The sequence below is a fragment of the Nocardia mexicana NBRC 108244 genome (assembly GCF_001613165.1).
Classification (GTDB): Bacteria; Actinomycetota; Actinomycetes; order Mycobacteriales; family Mycobacteriaceae; genus Nocardia; species Nocardia mexicana.
The window spans coordinates 1-21,325 of sequence record NZ_BDBV01000087.1; the positions used below are offsets into that span (position 1 = coordinate 1).

Annotated in this window: 24 protein-coding genes and 1 riboswitch; of the genes, 14 read left to right on the plus strand and 10 right to left on the minus strand. The window is 68.5% G+C overall.

Going from position 1 to position 21,325, the window contains the following annotated elements:
* Positions 1 to 494 (plus strand): phenylalanine--tRNA ligase subunit beta-related protein (locus NM1_RS31410; protein WP_507762184.1); only part of this gene is annotated, 494 nt, incomplete at its 5' end.
* Between the two features lie 108 nt (positions 495 to 602).
* Here NM1_RS31410 and NM1_RS31415 read toward each other — a convergent pair.
* Together NM1_RS31415 and NM1_RS31420 are read right to left on the minus strand one after the other, a co-directional pair.
* Positions 603 to 1,049, minus strand: a complete 447-nt coding sequence (locus NM1_RS31415) for a 6,7-dimethyl-8-ribityllumazine synthase (RefSeq protein ID WP_068028268.1) — start codon at positions 1,047 to 1,049, stop codon at positions 603 to 605.
* A 75-nt stretch (positions 1,050 to 1,124) separates the two neighbouring features.
* Positions 1,125 to 1,291, minus strand: a riboswitch (FMN riboswitch).
* A 165-nt stretch (positions 1,292 to 1,456) separates the two neighbouring features.
* Complete coding sequence (locus NM1_RS31420) at positions 1,457 to 2,197, minus strand: DUF899 domain-containing protein (protein WP_068028270.1); 741 nt, start codon at positions 2,195 to 2,197, stop codon at positions 1,457 to 1,459.
* Positions 2,198 to 2,286: 89 nt separating this feature from the next.
* On the opposite strand from NM1_RS31420, the gene NM1_RS31425 reads away from it, so the two are divergent.
* From NM1_RS31425 to NM1_RS31440, 4 genes are all read left to right on the plus strand, one after another.
* Complete coding sequence (locus NM1_RS31425; RefSeq protein WP_084520218.1) at positions 2,287 to 2,772, plus strand: winged helix-turn-helix transcriptional regulator; 486 nt, start codon at positions 2,287 to 2,289, stop codon at positions 2,770 to 2,772.
* 102 nt (positions 2,773 to 2,874) lie between these two features.
* Complete coding sequence (locus NM1_RS31430; protein ID WP_068028271.1) at positions 2,875 to 4,200, plus strand: ABC transporter substrate-binding protein; 1,326 nt, start codon at positions 2,875 to 2,877, stop codon at positions 4,198 to 4,200.
* A complete protein-coding gene (locus NM1_RS31435; RefSeq protein ID WP_068028273.1) occupies positions 4,197 to 5,126 on the plus strand; it encodes a carbohydrate ABC transporter permease in 930 nt (309 codons plus the stop codon). Before NM1_RS31430 ends, NM1_RS31435 begins: the two co-directional genes overlap by 4 nt.
* Before the next feature lie 101 nt (positions 5,127 to 5,227).
* The gene (locus NM1_RS31440; protein WP_084520228.1) at positions 5,228 to 6,007 is read left to right on the plus strand and encodes a carbohydrate ABC transporter permease; all 780 of its coding nucleotides are present in this window, start codon (positions 5,228 to 5,230) and stop codon (positions 6,005 to 6,007) included.
* Between the two features lie 64 nt (positions 6,008 to 6,071).
* Here NM1_RS31440 and rpmF read toward each other — a convergent pair whose 3' ends face one another.
* Positions 6,072 to 6,689: a 50S ribosomal protein L32 gene (gene rpmF / locus NM1_RS44710; RefSeq protein WP_373864081.1), complete on the minus strand. Its 618-nt coding sequence runs from the start codon at positions 6,687 to 6,689 to the stop codon at positions 6,072 to 6,074.
* On the opposite strand from rpmF, the gene NM1_RS31445 reads away from it, so the two are divergent.
* On the plus strand, positions 6,681 to 7,463 hold the full coding sequence (locus tag NM1_RS31445; RefSeq protein ID WP_068028276.1) for an alpha/beta hydrolase: 783 nt from the start codon (positions 6,681 to 6,683) through the stop codon (positions 7,461 to 7,463). The two genes, rpmF and NM1_RS31445, sit on opposite strands and share 9 nt — an antisense overlap.
* Before the next feature lie 117 nt (positions 7,464 to 7,580).
* Here the strand turns inward: NM1_RS31445 and NM1_RS31450 are convergent, their stop codons facing one another.
* Entirely contained in the window at positions 7,581 to 8,108 is a 528-nt protein-coding gene (locus tag NM1_RS31450; protein WP_068028279.1) for a GNAT family N-acetyltransferase, read from the minus strand.
* Between the two features lie 250 nt (positions 8,109 to 8,358).
* On the opposite strand from NM1_RS31450, the gene NM1_RS42650 reads away from it, so the two are divergent.
* Positions 8,359 to 8,841, plus strand: a complete 483-nt coding sequence (locus NM1_RS42650; protein ID WP_114699595.1) for a hypothetical protein — start codon at positions 8,359 to 8,361, stop codon at positions 8,839 to 8,841.
* Positions 8,842 to 8,868: 27 nt separating this feature from the next.
* Positions 8,869 to 9,888: a hypothetical protein gene (locus NM1_RS31460; protein ID WP_068028427.1), complete on the plus strand. Its 1,020-nt coding sequence runs from the start codon at positions 8,869 to 8,871 to the stop codon at positions 9,886 to 9,888.
* Positions 9,889 to 9,903: 15 nt separating this feature from the next.
* Here the strand turns inward: NM1_RS31460 and NM1_RS31465 are convergent, their stop codons facing one another.
* From NM1_RS31465 to NM1_RS31475, 3 genes are all read right to left on the minus strand, one after another.
* Positions 9,904 to 10,311 carry a RidA family protein gene (locus NM1_RS31465; protein ID WP_068028281.1) on the minus strand — a complete coding sequence of 136 codons (408 nt, stop codon included), beginning with the start codon at positions 10,309 to 10,311 and terminating at the stop codon, positions 9,904 to 9,906.
* On the minus strand, positions 10,304 to 11,077 hold the full coding sequence (locus NM1_RS31470; protein ID WP_068028284.1) for an IclR family transcriptional regulator: 774 nt from the start codon (positions 11,075 to 11,077) through the stop codon (positions 10,304 to 10,306). Before NM1_RS31470 ends, NM1_RS31465 begins: the two co-directional genes overlap by 8 nt.
* A gap of 147 nt (positions 11,078 to 11,224) precedes the next feature.
* On the minus strand, positions 11,225 to 12,262 hold the full coding sequence (locus NM1_RS31475; protein ID WP_068028286.1) for a sugar kinase: 1,038 nt from the start codon (positions 12,260 to 12,262) through the stop codon (positions 11,225 to 11,227).
* A 259-nt stretch (positions 12,263 to 12,521) separates the two neighbouring features.
* On the opposite strand from NM1_RS31475, the gene NM1_RS31480 reads away from it, so the two are divergent.
* From NM1_RS31480 to NM1_RS31500, 6 genes are all read left to right on the plus strand, one after another.
* Positions 12,522 to 13,778, plus strand: coding sequence for a type III PLP-dependent enzyme domain-containing protein (locus NM1_RS31480; protein WP_246011349.1), 1,257 nt, complete (start codon positions 12,522 to 12,524; stop codon positions 13,776 to 13,778).
* A 14-nt stretch (positions 13,779 to 13,792) separates the two neighbouring features.
* Positions 13,793 to 15,397 (plus strand): N-acyl-D-amino-acid deacylase family protein, encoded by a 1,605-nt coding sequence (locus NM1_RS31485; RefSeq protein ID WP_068028289.1) that lies wholly within the window; start codon positions 13,793 to 13,795, stop codon positions 15,395 to 15,397.
* Positions 15,398 to 15,593: 196 nt separating this feature from the next.
* A complete protein-coding gene (locus tag NM1_RS31490; RefSeq protein ID WP_068028291.1) occupies positions 15,594 to 16,214 on the plus strand; it encodes a bifunctional 4-hydroxy-2-oxoglutarate aldolase/2-dehydro-3-deoxy-phosphogluconate aldolase in 621 nt (206 codons plus the stop codon).
* Positions 16,215 to 16,222: 8 nt separating this feature from the next.
* Positions 16,223 to 17,662, plus strand: coding sequence for a GntP family permease (locus tag NM1_RS31495; protein ID WP_068028293.1), 1,440 nt, complete (start codon positions 16,223 to 16,225; stop codon positions 17,660 to 17,662).
* Positions 17,663 to 17,781: 119 nt separating this feature from the next.
* Complete coding sequence (locus tag NM1_RS44265; RefSeq protein ID WP_255286240.1) at positions 17,782 to 17,913, plus strand: hypothetical protein; 132 nt, start codon at positions 17,782 to 17,784, stop codon at positions 17,911 to 17,913.
* A 220-nt stretch (positions 17,914 to 18,133) separates the two neighbouring features.
* Positions 18,134 to 18,598, plus strand: a complete 465-nt coding sequence (locus NM1_RS31500; protein WP_114699618.1) for a cupin domain-containing protein — start codon at positions 18,134 to 18,136, stop codon at positions 18,596 to 18,598.
* Positions 18,599 to 18,670: 72 nt separating this feature from the next.
* On the opposite strand, the gene NM1_RS31505 is transcribed toward NM1_RS31500, so the two are convergent.
* From NM1_RS31505 to NM1_RS31515, 3 genes are all read right to left on the minus strand, one after another.
* Positions 18,671 to 19,669: a glycoside hydrolase family 43 protein gene (locus NM1_RS31505; RefSeq protein WP_068028296.1), complete on the minus strand. Its 999-nt coding sequence runs from the start codon at positions 19,667 to 19,669 to the stop codon at positions 18,671 to 18,673.
* 139 nt (positions 19,670 to 19,808) lie between these two features.
* Positions 19,809 to 20,156 carry an antibiotic biosynthesis monooxygenase family protein gene (locus NM1_RS31510; protein ID WP_068028298.1) on the minus strand — a complete coding sequence of 116 codons (348 nt, stop codon included), beginning with the start codon at positions 20,154 to 20,156 and terminating at the stop codon, positions 19,809 to 19,811.
* 315 nt (positions 20,157 to 20,471) lie between these two features.
* Entirely contained in the window at positions 20,472 to 21,269 is a 798-nt protein-coding gene (locus tag NM1_RS31515) for an isocitrate lyase/PEP mutase family protein (RefSeq protein ID WP_068028436.1), read from the minus strand.
* Positions 21,270 to 21,325 lie beyond the last annotated feature (56 nt).

The window sequence follows — 21,325 nt, forward strand, 5'->3', positions numbered from 1 at the left end:
TGCGGATCGAGCGCCGGGCGGCGGTGTACCAGCCGTTCCATCCGGGGCGCTGCGCGGAGTTGGTGGTCGACGGCACGGTCGTCGGGCGTGCGGGCGAACTGCATCCGGCGGTGCTGGAGCGCGCTGATCTGCCGCCGCGCACCTGCGCCCTCGAGCTCGACCTGGATGCGCTGCCGCTGCGCGAATCCCGGCCCGCCCCCGTGGTTTCCGCGTTCCCGGCGGTGCTGCAGGACGTGTCGGTGAGCGTCGCGGAGACCGTTCCGGCGGCCTCGGTGGAGTCGGCGCTGCGCACGGGTGCGGGCGAACTGCTCGAGGACATCGCGCTGTTCGACGTGTACGAGGGCGCCCAGGCGGGCGAGGGCCGCAAGTCCCTGACCTACGCTCTGCGTTTCCGCGCCGTCGACCGCACCCTCACCGAAGACGAGGCGAGCGCCGCCCGCGACGCCGCCGTCGCCGCAGCCTCGGCCTCGGTAGGCGCAGTCCTGCGCGGCTGAGCGCCAAGGCCCGGACGCTTCGCGCACCCCGTGCGTGTTCCCGCACCCCCTGCACGACTTCGCAGGGGGTGCGGGAATGAATAAAGGGTGCGCGAACGGCAGGGCGGGTCAGGCGGGGACGTCGGTTGGATTGAGGGTTGCGGCGATGGCGTTGGCCAACTCTGCGCCCTTGGTCTCGAAGTGGCGGGTGAAGTAGGTCAGGTGTTCGGCGTGTTCGTGGAAGTGGTGGGGGGTGAGGACTGCCGAGAAGACCGGGACGTCGGTGTCGAGTTGTACGCGCATCAGCGCGTCCACGACGGTTGCCGCCACGAAATCGTGCCGGTAGATGCCGCCGTCGACCACCAGGGCGCAGCCCGCTAGTGCGGCGTACTGGCCGGTGGACGCCAAACGCTTGATGCGCAAAGGGATTTCGAAGGCGCCGGGGACCTCGATGACGTCGATATCGGTGAATCCGTGTGCGGCGAGGCCGGTGCGGCAGGACGCCACCGCCCGGTCGACGATATCGGCGTGCCAGCGGGCGGCGACGAGGGCGATGCGGTGGGAGATGGGTGACATGGTTCCTCCTGTTCGCTATGTCACCCAGGGCATAGCGACGCGAACAGGGGTCACCCGCACGCGGGTGCTCCGATGCCGCGTTCTCTTTCATCCGGACTGTGACCGTCGGCTCCGGGATCGCACCGGGATCTGCTCGACCCACGGCATCCGAGGACACCGTGGCGCTCGCGGGCTCGTGCACCCGGATCGGCCCGGATGCCATTACCGCCGGTGGGGAGTTCCACCCCGCCCTGAGAACGTGTACCGGGCGGACTCTAGCAACGCGCGCAGCAGGACTGAGCCTCGGGGCCGGTTCGGCGTGTGTGCACGGAGTCGGTGCTGTGGTGCAGACCTCGAGGTCGGCTGCGCTCGGTAATCCAGCATCGGGGTCTGGCCGATGACGTTCGAGGTGCGGGACCGTCGGTATGTCAGTGGGCGAGGATCGGGTCTACTTCGTGAAGTTCCGGGGCGCGGCCCTTCGGCTCCTCCCACTCCTCCTGACGGCCGAGCGAGGTGAGGTCCAGCAGCCAGTAGGCGGGCATCATGACCTCGACGCCGCGGTGGTAGGTCGAATAGGTGTGGAAGACCTCGTCGCCGTCGCGCAGGAAGGTGCTGATGCCGGGCTGTTCGCCGGCGAAGTCGATCATCCAGTCCATGCCGGCCGCAACGAGTTCGTCGGCGTCGCGGTAGTTGTAGTACGCGGGCTGCACGGCCGGGTCGAGCGTGACGTGGAAGTCGTAGTTGAAATCGCTGTCGTGCGAAGAGAACCAGGGGAACGTCCAGCCCTTGTCCTTGCTCACCGCCGCGAGCTTCGAGTACGGCGCGCGGGAGATCGCGGCGAAGGCCGTGCCGCGCAGGCGGAGTTGGGCGCGGATGCGTTCGCCGAGCCCGTCGGCCATGGCGGTGCAGCTGCCGCACGGCCCGTCCCAGGCCGGGTCGAACATGAGGTGCTGGACGATGAGCTGCGGCCGGTCGCCGAACAGGTCGAGCAGGCCGACCTCGCCGTCGGGCCCGGCGAACCGGTAGTCCTTGTCGATCCGGACCATCGGCAGCCGCCGCCGGTCGGCATTCAACGTATCGCGGGCGCGGGCGAGTTCCTTCTCCCGCTGCAGCAATTCCTTTCTCGCCGTGAGCCATTCGTCCTGCGAGACGATCTGCGGAAGTGCCATGGTTACTCCTTCGATGACAACTTGCGTGATGCAAGTAGGGTAGGCCGGTGACTTGCATCACGCAAGTGGTTTGTGGCTACTATTGACGTGTGCTGGGCCGGATGTACGAACGCGAGAACTGTTCCGCCGCGCGCGCCCTGGAGATCGTGGGCGAGCGCTGGAGCCTGCTGATCATCCGCACCGCCGTCTTCACCGACCGGACCCGGTTCTCGGAATTCGAGCGGCGCCTCGGTATCGCGCCGAATATCCTCGCCAAGCGTCTCGAGGGATTCGTTGCCGACGGGCTGATGGAGCTGCGGTCGCCCGCGGACGGCTCGGCAGGCCGCGAGTACGTGCTGACGGCGAAGGGCCGCGAACTCGGGCTGATCATCATCGCGCTGACCGAGTGGGGCGACCGGTGGGCGGCGCCGGACGGTGCGCCGATCCTGTTCGAACACCGGGAGTGCGGTGGGCTGGTGCACGTGACCACCGCCTGCGATCGGTGCGGACAGTCGCCGGATATGTCGGAGGTGACGGCGGTCGCCGGGCCCGGGGCGAACGAGCAGCAGTCCCGGCTGCCGCAGCACCGGACCTGATGTTGCTTCGCCGAATCCCGGTGTGACCGCGCACACCTTCGGTTACCGTGATTGACGTTTCGTCTCAACGGGTTTCGAAGGGCACGGTTTCGGGAGGATCGAATGCTGAGCCGGCGGTCACTGCTGCGCGGTGCCGCGGCGGCGGGTGCCGCGGCGGCCGTGCCGGGGCTCGCGGGCTGCTCGGACGATTCGGACGCGCTGACCTTCTTCTTCCAGGCGTCGCCGAGCGAGGCGAAGGTGCGGCTGCGGCTCATCGAGGAGTTCGCGAAGGTGCGGCCGGATATCAAGATCCGGGTGCAGATGTCGGGGCCGGACCCGCAGCAGCAGATCATCACCTACTGCGCCGGCGGCAAGTGCCCGGACATTCTGATGCAATGGGAATCGTATTCGCGCTTCGCCGAATTGGGCGTGCTGCAGGATCTGAACGTCTTCCTGGATCAGGATCCGCAGTACGCGGCGCAGCTGCGCGCGGATGCCGTGCCCAGCCTGCTGGAGACGTTCCGATTCCGGGACGGGCAATACGTACTGCCCGAACAGTGGGCGGGGATCTTCCTCTATTACAACCGTGCGCTGTTCGACGAGGCCGGGGTGAAACCGCCGCCGGGGCGCTGGGAGGACGCCTGGACCTTCGCCGAATTCCTCGATGCCGCCAAGGCTTTGACCAAGCGGGACGGAAGCGGGCGGACCACGCAGTGGGGATTGGTCGACGCGTGGCCGGTGCCGCGATGGTCGGCGGCATTCTTCGGGATGAACAGCAGCGGCGTCGAGGCGTTCAGTCCGCCGGTCGATCCGACGCGGGCGAATATCGATGACGATCTCTTCATCGAGGGTTATCAGTTCTACGCCGATCTTTCGGTGCGGCACAAGGTCGCGCCCCTGTCCGCGGACTTGCAGTCCCAGTCCGCGTCGATGGCGGCGCTGGACCTGTTCACCCAGGGCAAGGCCGGGATGGTGCTGACCGGGCACTGGCAGTACAGCGGGTTGCTGTCCGCGTCCGACCTGGACTTCGATATCACCGTGCTGCCGGTCGGGCGGCACGGTGGGGGCGCGAAGTCCGATATCGGAACCACCGGTCTGGCCATCGCCTCGGCCAGCGCCAAGAAGGAATTGGCCTGGGAGTTCGTGAAATTCGCGACCGGGCCGGAGGGGCAGCGGGCCGTCGCCGCGTCCGGGTTGTTCGTCCCGGCCCTGAAATCGGCGCTGCATTCCCCGGAATTCCTCGAGGCGCACCGGGGCATCGGCAATCTGGAGGTGCTCACCGGTGGCCCGGACAACTCGCATCATTTCCCCGTGACTCCGTTGTGGCCGCAGCTCGATGACCTTTTCCGCCGGTCGTCCGACCGCGTGCTGCGTGGCGGTGCTCCCGCGGCGTGGTTCAAGGAGGGGCCCGCGGACGACCTCAATCGCGTACTGCGAGGCAAGGTATGACCGCCGTCGAGTCGCGCGACCGGACGGCGCGGCGGGGCCGGTCGGGGCTGGCCCGCCGCAGGGCCGCGGCCGGGCGGGTCTTCATCACGCCGAATCTGCTTGCCGTGCTGGTATTCCTGCTGTTTCCGCTGGCGTTCTCGCTGTATCTCAGCTTCCACCACTGGAATATGTTCGACCCGCCCGAATTCGTCGGGGCGGACAACTATCGGCGGATGTTCACCGAGGATCCGCTGTTCTATCCGGCCTTGCGCAACACCGTGGTCTTCACCGTCGTCACCGTGGGGTCGACGCTTGCCGTCAGTCTGGCCGTGGCGGCTGCGCTGAATACGAAGGTGCGGGGGATCGGGCTGTTCCGCAGCATCATGTTCATGCCGCTGATCGCGTCCACCGCGGCCATGACCATCATCTGGGGATTCATGTTCAACACCGAGGGCGGGGTGTTCAACACCGTTCTGGGGTGGGTCGGGCTCGGGCCGGTGCACTGGCTCATCGAGCCCGGGTGGGCGATGGCGTCGCTGTGCCTGGTGAGTATCTGGAAGAGCGTGCCCTTCGCCGCCGCCGTGCTGCTCGCCGCCATGCAGGGCGTCCCGGAGGATCTGCACGACGCGGCCCGCATCGACGGCGCGAACGGGCTGCAGCGGTTTCGATCGGTGACGGTGCCGCTGATCCGGCCCGCGCTCGGATTCGTGTTCGTGATCTCGGTCGTCAACGCGTTCCAGGCCTTCGACCAGGCCTATGTGCTCACCGGCGGTGGCGGCGGGCCGGAATCGGGGACCTACGTCTTCGGCATCATGATGTTCCAGAACGCCTTCGCCTTCAACGATCTCGGCTACGCGTCCGCGGTCGCCTGGGTGGTGTTCGCGATCCTCCTGGCGCTCACGTATCTGCAGTTGCGGCTGAGTCGCAACCAGAGCGAGGAGGTGTGAGCGTGGCCGTACGCGAACAGGACTCTGTCACAACGGATTCCAGGGCGAGGCGGAGCATCGTCCGACGCACCGGACGTGGCTTGCTGCTGTACGCGGTGCTGATGGCGATGGGCTGGTGCGCGCTGCTGCCGGTGCTGTGGGCGCTGTCGGGATCACTGAAAAGCCAAGGCGAGGTGTCGAGTACGGCCCTGGTGCCGTCGGATCCGCAGTGGTCGAACTATCGCCTGGTCTTCGAGTATGTGCCGTTCGGGCGGATGTTCCTCAATACCGTGCTCTACGCCGGATGCGTGACCGCGGGACAGGTGTTTTTCTGCTCGCTGGCGGGATATGCGTTCGCGCGCTTACCTTTCAAAGGGCGCGACGTCGTATTTCTCGCGTATCTGGGCACGCTGATGGTGCCGCTGGTCGTGACCGTCGTGCCGCAGTTCATCCTCATGCGCACCTTCGGCTGGGTGGACAGCCCGCTGTCGATGATCGTGCCCGGGCTGTTCGGCAGCGCCTTCGGCACCTATCTGATGCGGCAGTTCTTCCTCACCCTGCCAACCGAATTGGAGGAGGCCGCCATTCTCGACGGCTGCAGCATCTGGCAGACGTACTGGCGGGTGCTGCTGCCGCACACCAAACCCGCCGTCATGGTGCTCGCGGTGCTGACCTGGGTGACGGTGTGGAACGACTTCCTGTGGCCGCTGGTCATGTTGCAGCGCAACAGCATTGCCACGCTCAACCTCGGGCTGGTGTGGATGCAGGGGCAGTACACGGCGCACTGGCCGGTGTTCATGGCGGCGTCCTTGATGATGCTGGCGCCGATGCTGGTCGTGTACGCCTTCGCCAACAAGGCGTTCGTGCGGGGGATCGCCACCTCGGGACTCGCGGGGCGGTGAGGCGGTCGGCGGGAGGTGACGGTGTGGCCCGCTCCCGGCCGGATCGTCGGGAGCGGGCGTGACATCAGCCGCGGTTACGCGGACGGAGCACTTGACGGCCCCGATACTGGCCGCACTCCGGGCACACGACCTGCCGTGGTTTGACGGCGCCGCAGGCCGGATTGGGGCACCGCGTCAATTGCGGGGTGCCGGCCTTCGCGAACCACTGGGCGCGATGGGACCGGACATTGGCCCGCGACTTCTTCCGGAACATGGAGCTGGACATGGGTTTCCTTCCCGTCTTCCGCTGGTGAGCCCGGTCGGCCGACCGGGCCGGGGGAACGCGGATGGGGCGGGCGGATCCCGCCCCACGTCGGGACGGATGACCAGGGCGAGAAGGGCGGATCGCAGGGTGGCTGCGCGCACGGAGATACCTCGGAACGGTTGTCGGGCGGGGTATGCCGAATGCCCCGGCCGTGGCATGCGGCCGGGTGCGGAGCGGGACAGCTAGGACGCGGTGGGCGCCTCGGAAGCCTCGACAGCCATGCGGGCACCGTAACCGCGGTGCGGGTGGAAGGACAAACGGTTTTCCGGCGACATGAGTGGCGGCGCGGGCGTGCGCTGCGGCACGGAGGGCGCAAACGATCGATCCCGGGGGCGTGAGTCGCGGCCTCACTCGAGGTAGAAAGAGCCCATGCGACATCCCGCCACGCGCATTCTCAACGCGCTGACGTTCATGCCCGAGCGGCGGATCGCGATCACGCCCGCGGACGTCGGCATGGCGTACGACGACCTGTACTTCACGGCCGCGGACGGTGTCCGGGTGAACGGGTGGTTCGTGCGGGCTGAGAAGCCGATCGGGCACATCCTGTTCGCGCACGGCAATGCGGGCAATATCGGGGATCGGTCGCCGGTGCTGGCCATGCTGGCGTCGGCCGGGTTCGACGTGCTGGTGTTCGACTATCGCGGGTACGGGCGCAGCGAGGGGAGCACCGGCGAGCACGGCAGCTACCTGGATGCGCGGGCGGCACGGCAGGCGCTGCTGGAGCGGCCGGGAGTCGACCCGAATCGGGTGTTCTACCTGGGTAAGTCGCTCGGCGGCGCCGTTATGATCGAGCTGGCCACCGAATTCCCGCCCGCCGGACTGGTTCTCATGTCCACCTTCACCGGCCTGCGCGACGCGGCCACGGCGGTATACCCGTTCCTGCCCAAACCCTTTGTGCCGAACGCCTTCCCGAGCTTGCGCCGGATCCGTTCGGTGCGTACGCCGGTCCTGATCATGCACGGCGACAACGACGAACTACTGCCGGTCGACATGGGCCGCGCGTTGTACGCGGCCGCCGCGGAACCCAAGCAGCTGAAGATCTATCCCGGCGCTGGGCACAATGACCTGATCATGATCCCGGGCTGGACGGGAGTCATCGCGGACTGGGCGCGTGGAGTGCTGGCGGACACATCCACAGCAGCCGGAGAATAGTCGGCCCACGGCCCACCTTCCCCGGTCATGTCCGGCCCACCGTCCCCGGTCATGTCCGGCATGCTTTCCCCGTCATGTCCGGCAACCCTCCCTGTCATGTCCGGCCCACGCTCCACGTCATTTCCGGCATGCTTTTGGCCGGAATCCGGTGTGGGACCAGCGTTCCGTGGCGCCGTCGGGTTCCTCGGTCGAGCGTTCGAATCCTGCCTTCTCGAGGACGCGGATCGAGGCCGGGTTGGCTCGTTCCACGTTCGCGTAGACGGTGTGGACGAGCGGGTCGGTCAGCGCGAATGTGGCCAGGAGCCGGGTGCTTTCGGCGGCGTATCCGCGACCGCGGCGGGAAGGCACTGTGCCGTAACCGATTTCGACGCGGCCGTCGTGCGGCGGCCAGAACAGTCCGATGGAGCCGACCACCAGGTCGCTGGCTCGTTCGACGATGAGGCGGTGGCCGTATTCGCCGGTCCACGCCGGGTTCTCGGCGAGCAGGTCGGCGATGACGCGGTCGCCGTCAGCGGGGAAGTCCGCGGCCCAGTGCGGGCGGCGGTGTCCGTCGCGGACGGCGGCGATGTCGGCCACGGTCCAGCGGCGCAGTAGTACGCGGTCGCCGATCAGGTCGGCGATGACGGGTGCGGACTGGGAAGACATGGATGCTCCAGATCGTGGGTGAGGATCCGGTCCCGCGGCCGTCAGGCGCAGGCGGGCCGGATGAGGGTACGCGAAATACAGCCGGTGACGGCCATATTCATCGACCTCCCTCGATCCGAGCGGCGCGTGGTGCGCTGAGGAGCACGGTAGCAATGTCGGCGGCCGCGCAAAAACGTATTACCGCATCGGCCGGAGTGCGTCGGGCTCCGATCAGCCGCCGCGGTTCGCACCCGGTGCGTAGCCTGGATCCATGTCGGATACCAGTGATATGGCGGCGCTGCTCGCGGGCCTGACGGACGAGGACCTGCTGGCGGTCGTGGTGACCGCGACCACGGGGCGGCCGGGGCTGGAACAGCTGCATCTGGTGGCCGCCGAACTGCTGGCGCAGCGTGGTCATGCCGCTGCGCAGCCGGATGTGACGTCTACCACCGGTTCGGCTCCCGATCGGCCGGTGTCTGGGACATTCGGGCAGGTCGAGCCCGTATCCGGGGTACCCCTACCGCCGACGGGTATTTCCGAGACTGCCGGATACTCCGCCTCCGGAGTCCCTACTTTCGAGTCAGTTCGGGATAAGGTCGAGCATCGCTTCGGCACCGCGCAGGGGATGGGCGAACTCGATTCGCAGACGCCGGCGGGCCGCAGCGTCGAAGAACAATGGGAGGCGCGGGAGAAAACCGCGCGGGAACGCCTGGACCGGATCCGGAAGTCGGTGCGCCGCAACGATTCCGGGTGAGCCAGGAATGGATTGAGGGTGGATTCGATGACCGAGCCGCGGGAGATCGCCGAGCGCCTGCTCGATGCCCAGGTGGATTTCATTGTCGCGGAGGTGAGTGGGGAGCGCTTCGCCGAAGTGGTCGCGCGTGATGTGGAATCGGTGATCGGCGTCGCCGACACCATCATCTTCCGCGACGTGGTGACCGTCGAGCAGGCCAAGCGGACCGTCCGCAAGGTGGTCGATCGCAGCGACAGTCCGATCGTGCGCGATCTGGTCGGCGTGCTGTCGGACTCGCTGTACGACCACATCGCCGCCAACGACGGCCATACCCTCGGCGACGTGGTCGAGCGGGAGCCGGTCGAGGCGCTGCTGCGGAAGATTCTCGGCATGCACCACGCCCAGGAACGGCTGCTGGACCGGCTGAGCGAGGCGCCGACGGCCGGTCCGGTCGCGGCGAAGTTCACCGACATGCTGATCGACGACATCCTCGAGGCGAACAAGAAGATCGCGGGCAAGGTGCCCGGCGTCAATTCGCTGATGTCCATCGGGCAGAACGCGGTGAAGTCGGCGCGCAAGGCCGCCGAGGGCAGCCGCGTCGGCGCCCTGGCCGAGAAGGGCACGCTCTACGCGCTGAAGCGGGTGACGAACGCGGTCCGGGAGACCCTGCGGGATTCGCCGGTGCACGGTGCGGCCATGGAGTTCTGGGATGTGCACGCGGGCGAGCCCGTCAGCGGCCTGCGCGACTACCTGACCCAGGCCGATCTGCGGGAGCTGGCGCTGATCGTGCACCGCATCGTGGTCACCACCCGCAACAAGGAGTACGTCGGGCTGCTGCTCGACGAGTCGGTCGAGGTGTTCTTCGAGAAGTACGGCGACCACACCCTGGCCGGTCTGCTGCCCGAACTGGGCGTCACGCCCGACGATATCGCCGAGGAGATCCTGGCCTACGGCCCCGCGGTGATCGAGGCCGCCAAGCGAAACGGCGTGCTGGCCAAGCTGATTCGCGAGCGCCTGGAGCCGTTCTACACCTCCGAGCAGGTGCTGGGGATTCTGGCTGACGCCTGAGTCACTGAGAACCGCTCAGTCAGTGGTGACGGCGAACGCGTCGATCTCCACGAGCATCTCCTCGCGGGGGAGGCCCGTGAAAACCGTGGTGCGGCTGGGGAGTACGCCGCCCTCGGTGTGCGCCTCGACGAACTTGCCGTAGGCCTCGTTCATGGCGGCGAAGTCCTCGCGCCGGGTGAGGTAGACGCGCAGCATCATCACGTCGTCGAAGCGGGCGCCGCTCGCCTCGACGATGGCGCGCACATTCTCCAGGGTCCGGGTCGTTTGTGCCGCAACGTCTCCCGGGTACAGGTAGTCGCTGGTCGCGGGGTCGACCGGGCCCTGGCCGGACACCTGGACGAAGGGTCCCTTGCGCACGCCCTGGGAGAACGTGTGCGCGGGGGCGGGCGCGGCGGTGGTGCGGACGGCGATTTTCTCACTCATGGTGGGCCTTTCGAAGTTCGGGGCTCGGGCTCCAGCCGAGCTCGGCGGATACGGCGTCGGCCGCCACGCGCACGCGCGGAAGTAGGCCGAGTACCTGATCGTGATCGAGCAGCATGTCGGGCACCGACACCGACAGCGCGGATACCACGGTGCCGGTGCCGTTGCGAATGCCGACCGCGATGCAGTTGACGAAGCTCTCATGCTCCTCGTGGTCCTCGGCGAAGCCCTGGGCCGCAACGATTTCCAGTTCGGACAGATACTGTTCGGGAGTTCGGATGGAGCGGTCGGTGAACGGGTGGTAGTCGAGCCGCTCGGCGACCGATCGCCACTGCGCGCGCGGCTGCCCGGCGACGAGCACCTTGCCGACGGCCGTGCAGTGCAGCGGCGCCGGGCGCCCGACTCGGGAGTACATCCGGACGCTCTGGATGGCGTCGAGCTTGTCGATGTAGATCGCCTCGCCGGATTCGTAGGTGGCCAGGTGCACGGTCTGACCCGTGTCGGCGTTGAGCCGCTCCAGATGACGGCGGGCCACGGTGCGCACGTCGCGGCGCTCCAGCGACCGGTTCGCCAGCTCGAACAGCCGCGCGCCCAGGGAATAGCGGTGGTCGGCGTCGTGCGTGACGAACCGCTGCGCCTCCATGGTCTGCAGCAGGCGCAGCACCGTGGACTTGTGCACGCCGAGCCGAGTCGCCAACTGGTCCAACGTCTTCTGGTCCTCGCCGAGCTCGGTGAGGATTACGAGCGCGCGTTGCAGGCTTTGGCTCATGCGGCGACTCTGTCGATGTTGGGGCCCGGCGCGGTCGAGGGCTCTGTGTCGATGCTCCGCTCACTCATGCGATCTCCTCGCCGGTCGGTGATCCCGGCACACTCGATGGTGGAGGTGGGGGCGCTGCGCTCACTCGTAGCAGGTCACTCATAGCACAGCATTCTCCCGGTCGGTCGCCGGATAGTGGGTGGCTGCCCACTCGGAATCCGGTGCGGTGGCTCGATTTTCGAGGTGCGCAAGGGGCGGCAGCTCGGCGATATCGCCGGTGCCGGTGAGTGCGGCGGCGGCGCACAGGTGCCCGAAACGCAGCAGCTGTTCGTGGGGGCGGCCCTGCAGTAGCGCGGCCAGGTAGCCACCGGCGAAGGCGTCGCCGGCACCGATGGCCTCGGTCACCGCCAGTCGCAGCGCCGGAACTTCCCGCCGTTCGTCGCCGAGGAATCCGGTGACCGAATGCCCGCTGTTCTTCACCACCAGATGCCTTGGGCGCGGGAACATCTCGCGCAGGCGGGCCGGGTCGCCGGTGCCGAACACCTCCTCGGCCTCGTCGGCGCCGAGGAAGGCGATATCGCTTCCGGACACCTGCCGGGCGAGCACGTCGGTGGCCGATTCGGTGCGCCGGATCCACAGTGCCGGACGATAATTCAGGTCGAAGCTGACCATGCGGCCGTGCCGCGGGAGAGTGACCAGGCGGTCGGTGAGCTCCGTGGCCGAGGCCGACAGCGCGGTGGTGATGCCGGTGAAGTGGATCAGCTCGCAGCCGTCGAGGAGTTCGGCCGAGGCCGTCAGGTCCGCCGGTGACAGCGCGCTGGCGGCCGATCCGCCCCGGTAGTACAGCATCCGGCTGGCGCCGATGGCCAGATCGGTGGCCGCGCCGGACCCGCCGCCGCGCTCCTTCACGTAGATGCCGGTAGGCCGGGCCGGATCGGTGTAGACGGCGTCGGTGCGCACGCCGCGTTCGGACAGGTGCCGCAACAGGTATCGGCCGAATCCGTCGTCGCCGACCCGCGAGACCCAGGCGGTGTCGACGCCGAGCTGGGCGAGCACGGTGGCGACATTGACCTCGGCGCCGCCCGCGGCGCGCTCGAAGAGCGGCGAATCCTCGAGCGGACCCGGCTGCGCGACGAGGACGGCGAGTCCTTCGCCGACGGTGACCGCGCGCGGCGTGGTCGGCGTAGGCCAGCTCACACAATCTCCTTCGAATGCTTGCGGCTAGGTGGCGTCTCGTGCAGACTAACCACCGAAAACACAAGGCGCAACATGCATTGCAGAATATGCAATGCATGAAGGCTATGATTGGCAAGGCCATGGCTTGCATGAAGGGAGCGCGGTGGCTACCGATACGGGTGGAAGCGTCGCGCCTACGAGCCATGCCTCGCCGAAGGCTGTACCCGCGGGTGACGGTCGACGGCGCGCTGCGGACGGGCGTGGCATCGATGTTGCCGCGGTGGCAGAACTCGGCTACCGGGTGCTGGGGGTGGAGCACAAATCCGTGCCGCCGGCCGCGTGGGGGATGACCGCGCGCGAGTTCCTTTCCACGGCACCGTATCTCGATGAGTTCGCGACTCCGGTACTGACCGTGGATCGTGCGGCGCTGGAATCGAATCTCGCGGTGATGGCCGAGTGGGCCGCCGCCGCGGGGGTGCGGCTGGCGCCGCACGGCAAGACCACGATGGCCCCGCAGCTGTGGGCCGGGCAGTTGGCCGCCGGTGCGTGGGGGATCACCCTGGCCACCGGATGGCAGGCGCAGGTCGGGCGCGCGTTCGGGCTGACGCGGATACTGCTCGCCAACGCGCTGGTCGATCCGGTCGGATTGCGCTGGGCGGCGGAGCAATTGCGCCGCGATCCGGATTTCGAATTCCTCAGCTGGGCCGACAGCGTGGCGACCGTGCGGCAGATGGAGCGTCATCTGCCCGAGGGCACGCGGCTGCCGGTTCTGGTCGAGCTGGGCGGCCCGCACGGTCGCACCGGCGCGCGCAGCGTCGAGGAGGCGCTGGACGTGGCGGCGGCCATCGTCCGCTCGGAGCGCCTGGAGCTGGCGGGCGTCGGGGGATACGAGGGCGCTCTCGCGCACGATCGCACCGACGGCGCCGTCGCCGCCGTGCGCGGCTACCTCGACGAACTGGCTCGGCTGCACCGCGAGCTCTCCGGCCGGTACGAGCGACCCGCGATCGTCACCGCGGGCGGCAGCGCGTATCCGGACCTGATCGTCGAGCGGCTGGCGGGACTCGCGGACGAGCAAGGCGCACACGGTGTTCCGACCACGGTGGTGCTGCGCTCGGGTGCCTATCTCATTCACGACGACGGCTTCTACTCCGGCATCTCGCCGCTGGCCGATCCGTCCGCCGGACCCGCGCTGCGCTCGGCCATGCACGGCTGGGCCCGCGCGGTGTCGCGGCCGGAGCCGGGACTGGCGCTGCTCGACGCCGGGAAGCGGGACCTGCCGTTCGATGAGGGGCTGCCGGTACCGCAACGGCATTCGGGCGGGGAAGGAGTACCGCCGGGCGCCCACGTGTCGGCGCTCAACGACCAGCACACCTTCCTGCGGTGGCCCGGAGGCGGCGATGTGCCGGTCGGCAGTGTGGTGCGGCTCGGTCTGTCGCACCCCTGCACGGCCTTCGACAAGTGGCGGCTCATCCCGGTGATCGACGACGCCGATGCCGCGCGGCCCCGGGTCGTCGATCTCCTGCACACCTTCTTCTGATCCGGCGGAACATCATGGGCGACTTGCTGATTCGCAATATCGACGTCGTGGACGGAACCGGCGAACCACGGTATCGCGGCGACGTGGTGGTCCGTGACGGCCGCATCGCCGGGGTCGCCCCGCCGCGTTCGGTCGCCACCGCAGACCGGGTGGTCGACGGCGAAAATCTGGCATTGGCCCCGGGTTTCATCGATATGCACGCGCATTCGGATCTGCACCTGCTCACCGAGCCGGAGCATCTGCCGAAGCTCAGCCAGGGCGTCACCACCGAGGTGATCGGCCAGGACGGCCTGTCCTATGCCCCGATCGACGATGCCGCGCTGGCGGTGCTGCGCCGCCAGATCGCCGGGTGGAACGGCAATCCCGCCGATCTGGACATGTCCTGGCGCAGCGTCGGCGAGTATCTCGAGCGGCTCGACGAGGGCATCACGCCCAACGCCGCCTACCTGGTGCCGCAGGGCACGCTGCGGTTGCTGGTCGTCGGCGCGGAACAACGACCGGCCACGCCCTGGGAGATCGCGCGCATGCGTGAACTGCTCGCACAGGGCCTGGCCGAGGGCGCGGTCGGCATGTCCAGCGGGCTCACCTACACACCCGGAATGTATGCCGACACAGCGGAATTGGCCGCGCTGTGCGACGTGGTCGCCGAGGCGGGCGGCTTCTACGCGCCGCACACCCGGTCCTACGGCGCCGGGGCACTGCAGGCCTACGCCGAAATGATCGGCCTCGCCCGCACCACCGGCTGTGCGCTGCACCTGACGCACGCCACGATGAACTTCGGCGTGAACCGCGGCCGCGCACCGGAACTGCTCGCCATGATCGACGCCGCGCTGGCCGAGGGGTGCGATATCAGCCTCGACACCTACCCGTATCTGCCCGGTGCGACGACGCTGTCGGCGCTGCTGCCCAGCTGGGCGATGTCCGGCGGCCCGGACGCGGCGCTGGCGCGGCTGGCCGATCCGGAGCAGCGGTCGCTCATCGCCTCGGACGTCGACGTTCACGGTTCGGACGGGTGCCACGGTGTGACCGTCGAATGGGAGACCATCCAGATCAGCGGCGTCACCGATCCGGCGCTGGCGGGACATGTCGGCCGGACCGTTGCCGAGATCGGCGCCGCCGAAGACGTTGCGCCCGTGGAGATCTTCTTCGATCTGCTGCGGCGCGACCAGCTGGCGACGACGATCCTGCAGCACGTCGGGCACGAGGACAACGTGCGCGCCATCATGCGCCACCCGCGGCATATGGGCGGCAGCGACGCGCTGCTGGTCGGCGCCCGGCCGCATCCGCGTGCCTGGGGCACCTTCCCGCGCTATCTCGGGCATTACGTCCGCGAGCTGGGCGTGCTCGGCCTGGAGGAGTGCGTCAATCACCTCACCGGCCGCCCCGCGCAGCGACTACGCCTGCGCGACCGCGGGCTGATTCGGCCCGGCTATGCCGCCGACCTCGTAATCTTCGATCCCGCAACGATTTCCGACACCGCCACTTTCGACGACCCGAAGCAGCAGGCGCGCGGGATCGAGCATGTGCTGGTCAACGGAGAGTTCGCGCTCGACGGGGGAGTACCGACCGGTGCGCGTGCGGGGCGGGCGCTGCGCATGGCCGGAAGGGAGACCCGGTGACTGCGGCCCATGTACCCGCGACGGGAAGTATGCGCGCTGACGCCCAGGGCCACCGGACCACCGATCCGGTGAGAGCGGGAGCGGCGGCTTGCGCCGGGGGTACCGCGATGTCCATCGGTCCCCGGGGATCGGACGACCGAGCCCTGTGGACTGCACGTCCGATTTATCCAATGGCCCTGCACAGCAAGGAGATCCGGTGACCACCGCCCTGGACGTGATCCGCGCCGACCGCGTGCTGACGGTGGTGCGTGCGCCGCAGATTCCGGACCCGCTCGCCCTCGCTGACACCCTCTCCGATTCCGGAATCCGCGCGGTGGAGCTGACTTTCACGACGCCGGATGTCCTCGCGGCGCTGCGTGCGGCCGCCGCGTCGGAGCAGGCTGTGGTCGGCGCCGGGACGGTGCTGACTGGCGAGCAGGCCGAGCAGGCGATCGGCAGCGGCGCCCGCTTCCTGGTCACTCCCGGCCTGCGGGCCGAGGTCGCCGAGGTCGCCGCCCGCCACGACATCCCGGTCGTGATGGGCGCTTTCACGCCCACCGAGGTCATGCAGGCCCTGGATCTCGGCGCCGCGGCGGTGAAGATCTTCCCCGCCCGCGCCCTCGGCCCGGGATATCTGAGGGACCTGCGGGGACCGTTCCCCGACGCGGCGCTGATTCCCTCCGGCGGAGTGAATGCGGGCAACGCCGCGGAGTTCCTGGCGCAGGGCGCGGTGGCCGTCACGGCGGGGACCGACGTCGTCGACCCCTCCGACGTCGCGGCGGGCCGGTGGTCCGAAATCGCCGTGCGCGCCACGAATTTCGTTCGATCCATGAAGTGAGGTAAGAGATGAGCGCCGCCGTCGACTGGCTTCGGACCAGTACACCCGGACTGCTGGTGCTGTGCGGTCTCGCGATCGCCGTACTGCTGCTCGCGATCATCCGATACAAGCTGGAGCCGTTCGTCGCGCTGCTGCTGACCGGCCTGGCGCTGGCCCTGGCGGCCGGACTGCCGGTGAGCCAGATCGTCGGCACGGCGCTGAAATCCGGTGACTCCCTGCTGGAGACCGGCTTCGGCAGCATCCTCGGGCATATCGCGGTCATCATCGGCCTGGGCACGGTGCTGGGCGCGATCCTCGAACGATCCGGCGGCGCCGACGTTCTCACCGCGCGCCTGCTGAAGCTGTTCGGTCCCAAGGGCGCTCCGGTTGCCATGGGCGTCGTGGGCCTGATCTTCGGTATCCCGGTGTTCTTCGACATCGGCATCTTCGTGCTGGCGCCGCTGATCTACGTGGCCGCCAAGCGCGGCGGCAAATCGCTGGTGCTGTACGCCATGCCGATGGTGGCCGGTCTGTCGATGACGCACGCGTTCCTGCCGCCGCATCCGGGCCCGGTGGCCCTGGGCGGGCTGCTCGGCGTGAGCCTGGGCTGGCTGATCCTGATGGGATTGGTCTGCGGCCTACCGGGTTTCGTGGCCGCCGGTCTCGTCTGGGGCTCCTATATCGGCAAGCGGGTGCACGTGGAGGTACCGGACGAATTCCTGGTGCGGCCCGAACGTGTCAGCGACGGCCCCGGCGCGACCGCCGCGCCGGAATCGGCACGCACACTGGAGAAGCCGCCGTCGGTGAGCCTCATCGGACTCATCATCGCGATTCCCCTGGTGCTGATCCTCGGGGCGACCTTCGGCAGCCAGCTGCTCGACGCCGGGTCGAAACCGCTGCAGGTGCTGACCTTTCTCGGCACGCCCGCGGTGGCGCTGCTGATCGCGGTGCTGGTGGCGTTCTACCTGCTGGGCGTGCGACGCGGATCGACCGTGCAGGAACTCGGCGAGATCACGGCGGAGTCGCTGCGCCCGGTCGGCATGCTGCTGCTGGTCGTCGGCGCGGGTGCGTTCTTCGGCAAGGTGATCTCCGCGACCGGAATCGGTAATGCCCTGGCGCACACCATGTCCGAGGCCGGGCTGCCGGTCATCGTGCTGGCCTACCTGATCAGCTGCGGGCTGCGCATCGCCCAGGGTTCGGCGACGGTCGCGATCGTCACCACCGGCGGCATCGTCGCGCCGCTGGTGGCCGGGCAGGGGTATTCGCAGATGGCCATCGCGCTGATCGCGATGGCGATCGCCGCGGGCTCGATCATCCTCAGTCACGTGAACGACGGTGGCTTCTGGATCATCTCGAAGTTCTTCAACCTTACCGTCAAGCAGACGCTGCAGACCTGGACCGTGCTCGAGACGATCCTGTCCGTGGTGAGCTTCGCGGTGTCGGCGGTGCTGTTCGCGATCGTCGGCTGAGGGCCGTGATATCGGCGTGTGTGCACGTGCGGACGCGCACGCCGGGCGCCGGTCCGGGCGCGGCGCCGCGCGGGAGCCGAGTCGTGGGACGCGGAGAGGAGACGCGGCAGGTGGCGAGGATGCCGATCGAGATCGCGGCGGCGATCAGGGCGGCTAAACAGAGCAACAACGAACTCTCCTGGCAGAGCGGTGATCTGGATGCCGCGGGCAAATGCCGCGAACAACCCCGGTGTCGACCGGGACCGCGCTGACGTTCCCTGTCATGCAGTGAATCGGAACCGCCCGATCGTCGTTACCGCCGCCCGCGTTACGTTTCGGCATACCTCGGGCAATTCGTCTGCTCACGAGTTCCGGCGCAGTCGAACCCGGCCCCGGAACAATTCGGACTGCGGTCCGGTTGTGCTGGACGGCGGATCGGAGGCATCCGGTTCCGCCACCGACCCACATCGGAGCGAGCCGGAGATGAGCCCCATGACAAAGCCTTTGATCGTGCAGGAACGCGACGTGGAGGCGGTGTCGCTGCCCGGCGGCGGTGCCTTCTGGCTGCTGGAGGACAGCGAGCGCACCGATGGCGTGTTCGGCGCGAACCGGCTGCGGTTGCCCGCCGGGGCCGACGGCACGCGTCCGCATCATCACGACGGCTCCACCGAGTTCTTCTACGTTCTCGACGGCACGATGGAATTCCTGGTGGACGGCGAGCGGCACCGCGTCGACAAGGGCGGGCTGGTGGTGGTGCCACCCGGTGTCGTGCACGCCTTCGGTGCGTCCGCATCCGGGCCCGCGGAGTTCTTCGCGGTGCTCACGCCGGGCATCGCGCGCTTCGAGTACTTCCGTCAGCTCGGCCGCATCGCACGCGGCGAGGCCGGGTGGGAGAGCATGGACGGCCTGCACGATCGCTTCGACGTGCACTTCGACGGTGCGGCGGACTGGCGTTGAAAGCGCCTGTGAGACACCGGGTATCGGCCGGACGGGCGGCGTGAGCGATGGGCCGAGCGGTGCGGCGCGGTGTCAGACCCGCTCGCGGGCGGTTACCGCTGACGATCGGGTGCCGCTGCCCGGATCGCCGGACGGCAGCGCGATATCGGCGTCCAAGGATGCCGGAGCATCGAAGTGGGGCGTGCCGTCGGGGTTCCAGGTGAACTTCTGGGCGCGGGTGGTGCGGCGGTCGTAGGTGTATTCGGCGGTGTCCTTGCCGTGGTAGACGATCCAGTCCTCGGTGCGGTCGGGGCTGGTGAAGAATCCGTTCGAGCCCGGGCCGAAGACGCCCGCCTCGTCGTTGCGGGTGAGCAGCGCGGCGGGATGCTGAATCCAGCTCTCGGGCATCAGGGGATCGGCACCGGCCGGGAGCGTGTGCATCCACAGCTGGTAGTCCGGCGTGCCTGTGTCACAGGTCGAGTAGACGAGATAGGTGATGCCGTTGCGCTGGGTCACCGCCGGCGCCTCGCGGACGTCCTCGCAACCGCCCGCCGACGGCAGATGCACCGCGGGGCCGGAGACCGTGACCGGATCACTCATCGGCGCGATCTGCAGCTCGTTGCTCGGCCCGCTCCACAGCAGGTACAGCCGGTCGCCGAGCCGGAGCAGCTCCGGGTCGATCGCCCACGTATCCGGTGCGCCGAGCTGCGCGGCGAACTCGTAGGGGCCGAGGGGATCCGCGCCCGCCGACTTCAGGACGTAGAGCCGGTGGTTCTCGTCGTTCCCGTCGCTGGCCGTGTAGTAGAAGTACCAGTGCCCGTCGATCAGGTGGAACGACGGCGCCCACATCTCCTGATTGCGCGAGGCATCGGCGTCCTGCCACACCGTGACCGGCTCGGCGGTGGCCAGGCCGGCGAGCGACGGGGCCTTCCATATCTTCAGGGCGTCGCCTTGGCTGGTGGACAGGTAGTAGTTCCCCTCATGGAAGACGAGGAACGGGTCCGGGCCCGGATTCAGGGGATTGCGGAAGGTGCCGCCGGGCGCGGCGGTCGCCTGTCCCGCTCCGCCGACTGCTGCTGCCTGCTCGACCATGCAATTCCCCTCCCGCGTCGTCCGCGGCGCCACCGTTCGCGGCACCGGCCGCGACTCTAGGGCATAAGCCGGTCGCGTGCACGGACTGGACGAGATCCATTGATGCTGAGGAGGTTTCGAATCTGGCAGGCAGATTCGGTCAACGGTGCCGGTCTTGCATCTGTGTTCGCTCCTCGGTGAACACCACCTCGCACGGGACCGGGTCGATGCGATCGGCGAGTTCGCCCACCCGTGCGGAGAACGCCTCGAACTCCGGCCGAGATCGTGCGCGGGCGTACAGCTCGCGGTTCTCCCACTGGCCGTAGTTCACGATGCGGGTCGAATCCGCGGTGCGGTGCAGGTTGGCCGAGATGAACCCGGGCTGTCGGGAAATGAAATCCATTGTAGTGCGCTGGATTTCGTCGATCAGCTCGTCGCAGCGGGACGGCTGCACGTCGAGGGTGATGATCAGCGTGAGGATGCCGGGCTGCGTGGTGATGGTGGACATGTGCGCCTGCTTCCAGTGCGGGGTTCGCCTGATGCCTGATCGAGGGTAGTAGTAATAAGCGCGCATATCAAATAGGAGTATGCGGACCCGGTCCTGTGTGGCGTTGCACGTGAACCGAAGTCGAGCAATTCGGGGTGCTGGCGACCAGCGGTGTGATCACGTTCGAGACTCTGCGTTGTCTGATGGACCTGCATGACCGGGGGCCGCCAGTCGTGTAGCGCGAATGTTCCCCAGGGTCGGACAAACTCGGACTGCTTGTGAATCCTGCTGTACTGCAACGTGTTTCCCGTGGAACTTCTGATTACCCGTCGGTAACTAGAGGTTGGCGACCAAAGCCTGGATATCGCGGTAGCTCGGAATCCCCTCCGGGAGTGGCCGTCCGTCGTGCACCGCACGCGCAGCGTCGACCGTGGCGGCCACGGCGGCGCGGAACAGCAGGCCGCCGGTGCTGATGCGGCGGGCCCCGAGCGCGGCGAACTCGGCCACGGTGGGCCCACCCGGCATGTACAGCACATTGAGCGGGAGCGCGACGGCCGCCGCGATCCGGCGAACGTCCTCGGGCTCGCGCAGACCGGGCACGAAAATCCCGTCCGCACCGGCTGCGCTGTATTGATCCGCGCGCGCGAGCGTGGACTCGTGATCGAGGTCCAGCCAGTAGGTGTCCACCCGGGCATTGACGAACAGCCGCGGCGCGCGCTCCTTGACGGCCGTGATGATTCCCGCCTGCGCAGCCGGGTCGGCCAGGGCATTGCCGCGGCCGTCCTCCAGGTTGATACCGGCCACCCCCGAGGCCGCGAGCGCCTCCGCCAGTGCGGCGACCTGCTGTGGATCGGTGCTGAACCCGGCCTCCAGATCGACGGAGACCGGAATCCGCAGCCTCCCGAGGCGACGTGCGAGCGCCGCGGTCTCGTCGCGGGTCTCGCCCGCGGCGTCGGGCAGGCCCGCGGCCGCGGAAACGCCGAGGCTCGTGGTGCCGACGGCGGGGAATCCCGCGTCCGCGAGGGCCGCCGCCGAGGTGTAGTCCCACGCATTCGGCAGTAGCAGCGGGCGGTCGCGGTGGTGCAGGCTGTGGAACAGGTCGGTCCGGTCCGCCGCGCCGAAGGTCTCGGGCATGCCGCGACCGTAGCGGCGGAACACTTCGGCCGGTGCCGAAATGTGTCGTGCACAGC

Excerpts from the sequence above, each read along its gene's own strand:
- NM1_RS31415 (WP_068028268.1), bottom strand. The coding sequence starts at position 1,049 with ATGTCACCCATCTCCCACCGCATCGCCCTCGTCGCCGCCCGCTGGCAC.
- NM1_RS31420 (WP_068028270.1), bottom strand. The coding sequence starts at position 2,197 with ATGGCACTTCCGCAGATCGTCTCGCAGGACGAATGGCTCACGGCGAGA.
- NM1_RS31430 (WP_068028271.1), top strand. The coding sequence starts at position 2,875 with ATGCTGAGCCGGCGGTCACTGCTGCGCGGTGCCGCGGCGGCGGGTGCC.
- NM1_RS31435 (WP_068028273.1), top strand. The coding sequence starts at position 4,197 with ATGACCGCCGTCGAGTCGCGCGACCGGACGGCGCGGCGGGGCCGGTCG.
- NM1_RS31440 (WP_084520228.1), top strand. The coding sequence starts at position 5,228 with ATGGCGATGGGCTGGTGCGCGCTGCTGCCGGTGCTGTGGGCGCTGTCG.
- NM1_RS31445 (WP_068028276.1), top strand. The coding sequence starts at position 6,681 with ATGCGACATCCCGCCACGCGCATTCTCAACGCGCTGACGTTCATGCCC.
- rpmF (WP_373864081.1), bottom strand. The coding sequence starts at position 6,689 with ATGTCGCATGGGCTCTTTCTACCTCGAGTGAGGCCGCGACTCACGCCC.
- NM1_RS31450 (WP_068028279.1), bottom strand. The coding sequence starts at position 8,108 with ATGTCTTCCCAGTCCGCACCCGTCATCGCCGACCTGATCGGCGACCGC.
- NM1_RS42650 (WP_114699595.1), top strand. The coding sequence starts at position 8,359 with ATGTCGGATACCAGTGATATGGCGGCGCTGCTCGCGGGCCTGACGGAC.
- NM1_RS31460 (WP_068028427.1), top strand. The coding sequence starts at position 8,869 with ATGACCGAGCCGCGGGAGATCGCCGAGCGCCTGCTCGATGCCCAGGTG.
- NM1_RS31465 (WP_068028281.1), bottom strand. The coding sequence starts at position 10,311 with ATGAGTGAGAAAATCGCCGTCCGCACCACCGCCGCGCCCGCCCCCGCG.
- NM1_RS31470 (WP_068028284.1), bottom strand. The coding sequence starts at position 11,077 with ATGAGCCAAAGCCTGCAACGCGCGCTCGTAATCCTCACCGAGCTCGGC.
- NM1_RS31485 (WP_068028289.1), top strand. The coding sequence starts at position 13,793 with ATGGGCGACTTGCTGATTCGCAATATCGACGTCGTGGACGGAACCGGC.
- NM1_RS31495 (WP_068028293.1), top strand. The coding sequence starts at position 16,223 with ATGAGCGCCGCCGTCGACTGGCTTCGGACCAGTACACCCGGACTGCTG.
- NM1_RS44265 (WP_255286240.1), top strand. The coding sequence starts at position 17,782 with ATGCCGATCGAGATCGCGGCGGCGATCAGGGCGGCTAAACAGAGCAAC.
- NM1_RS31500 (WP_114699618.1), top strand. The coding sequence starts at position 18,134 with ATGACAAAGCCTTTGATCGTGCAGGAACGCGACGTGGAGGCGGTGTCG.
- NM1_RS31505 (WP_068028296.1), bottom strand. The coding sequence starts at position 19,669 with ATGGTCGAGCAGGCAGCAGCAGTCGGCGGAGCGGGACAGGCGACCGCC.
- NM1_RS31510 (WP_068028298.1), bottom strand. The coding sequence starts at position 20,156 with ATGTCCACCATCACCACGCAGCCCGGCATCCTCACGCTGATCATCACC.
- NM1_RS31515 (WP_068028436.1), bottom strand. The coding sequence starts at position 21,269 with ATGCCCGAGACCTTCGGCGCGGCGGACCGGACCGACCTGTTCCACAGC.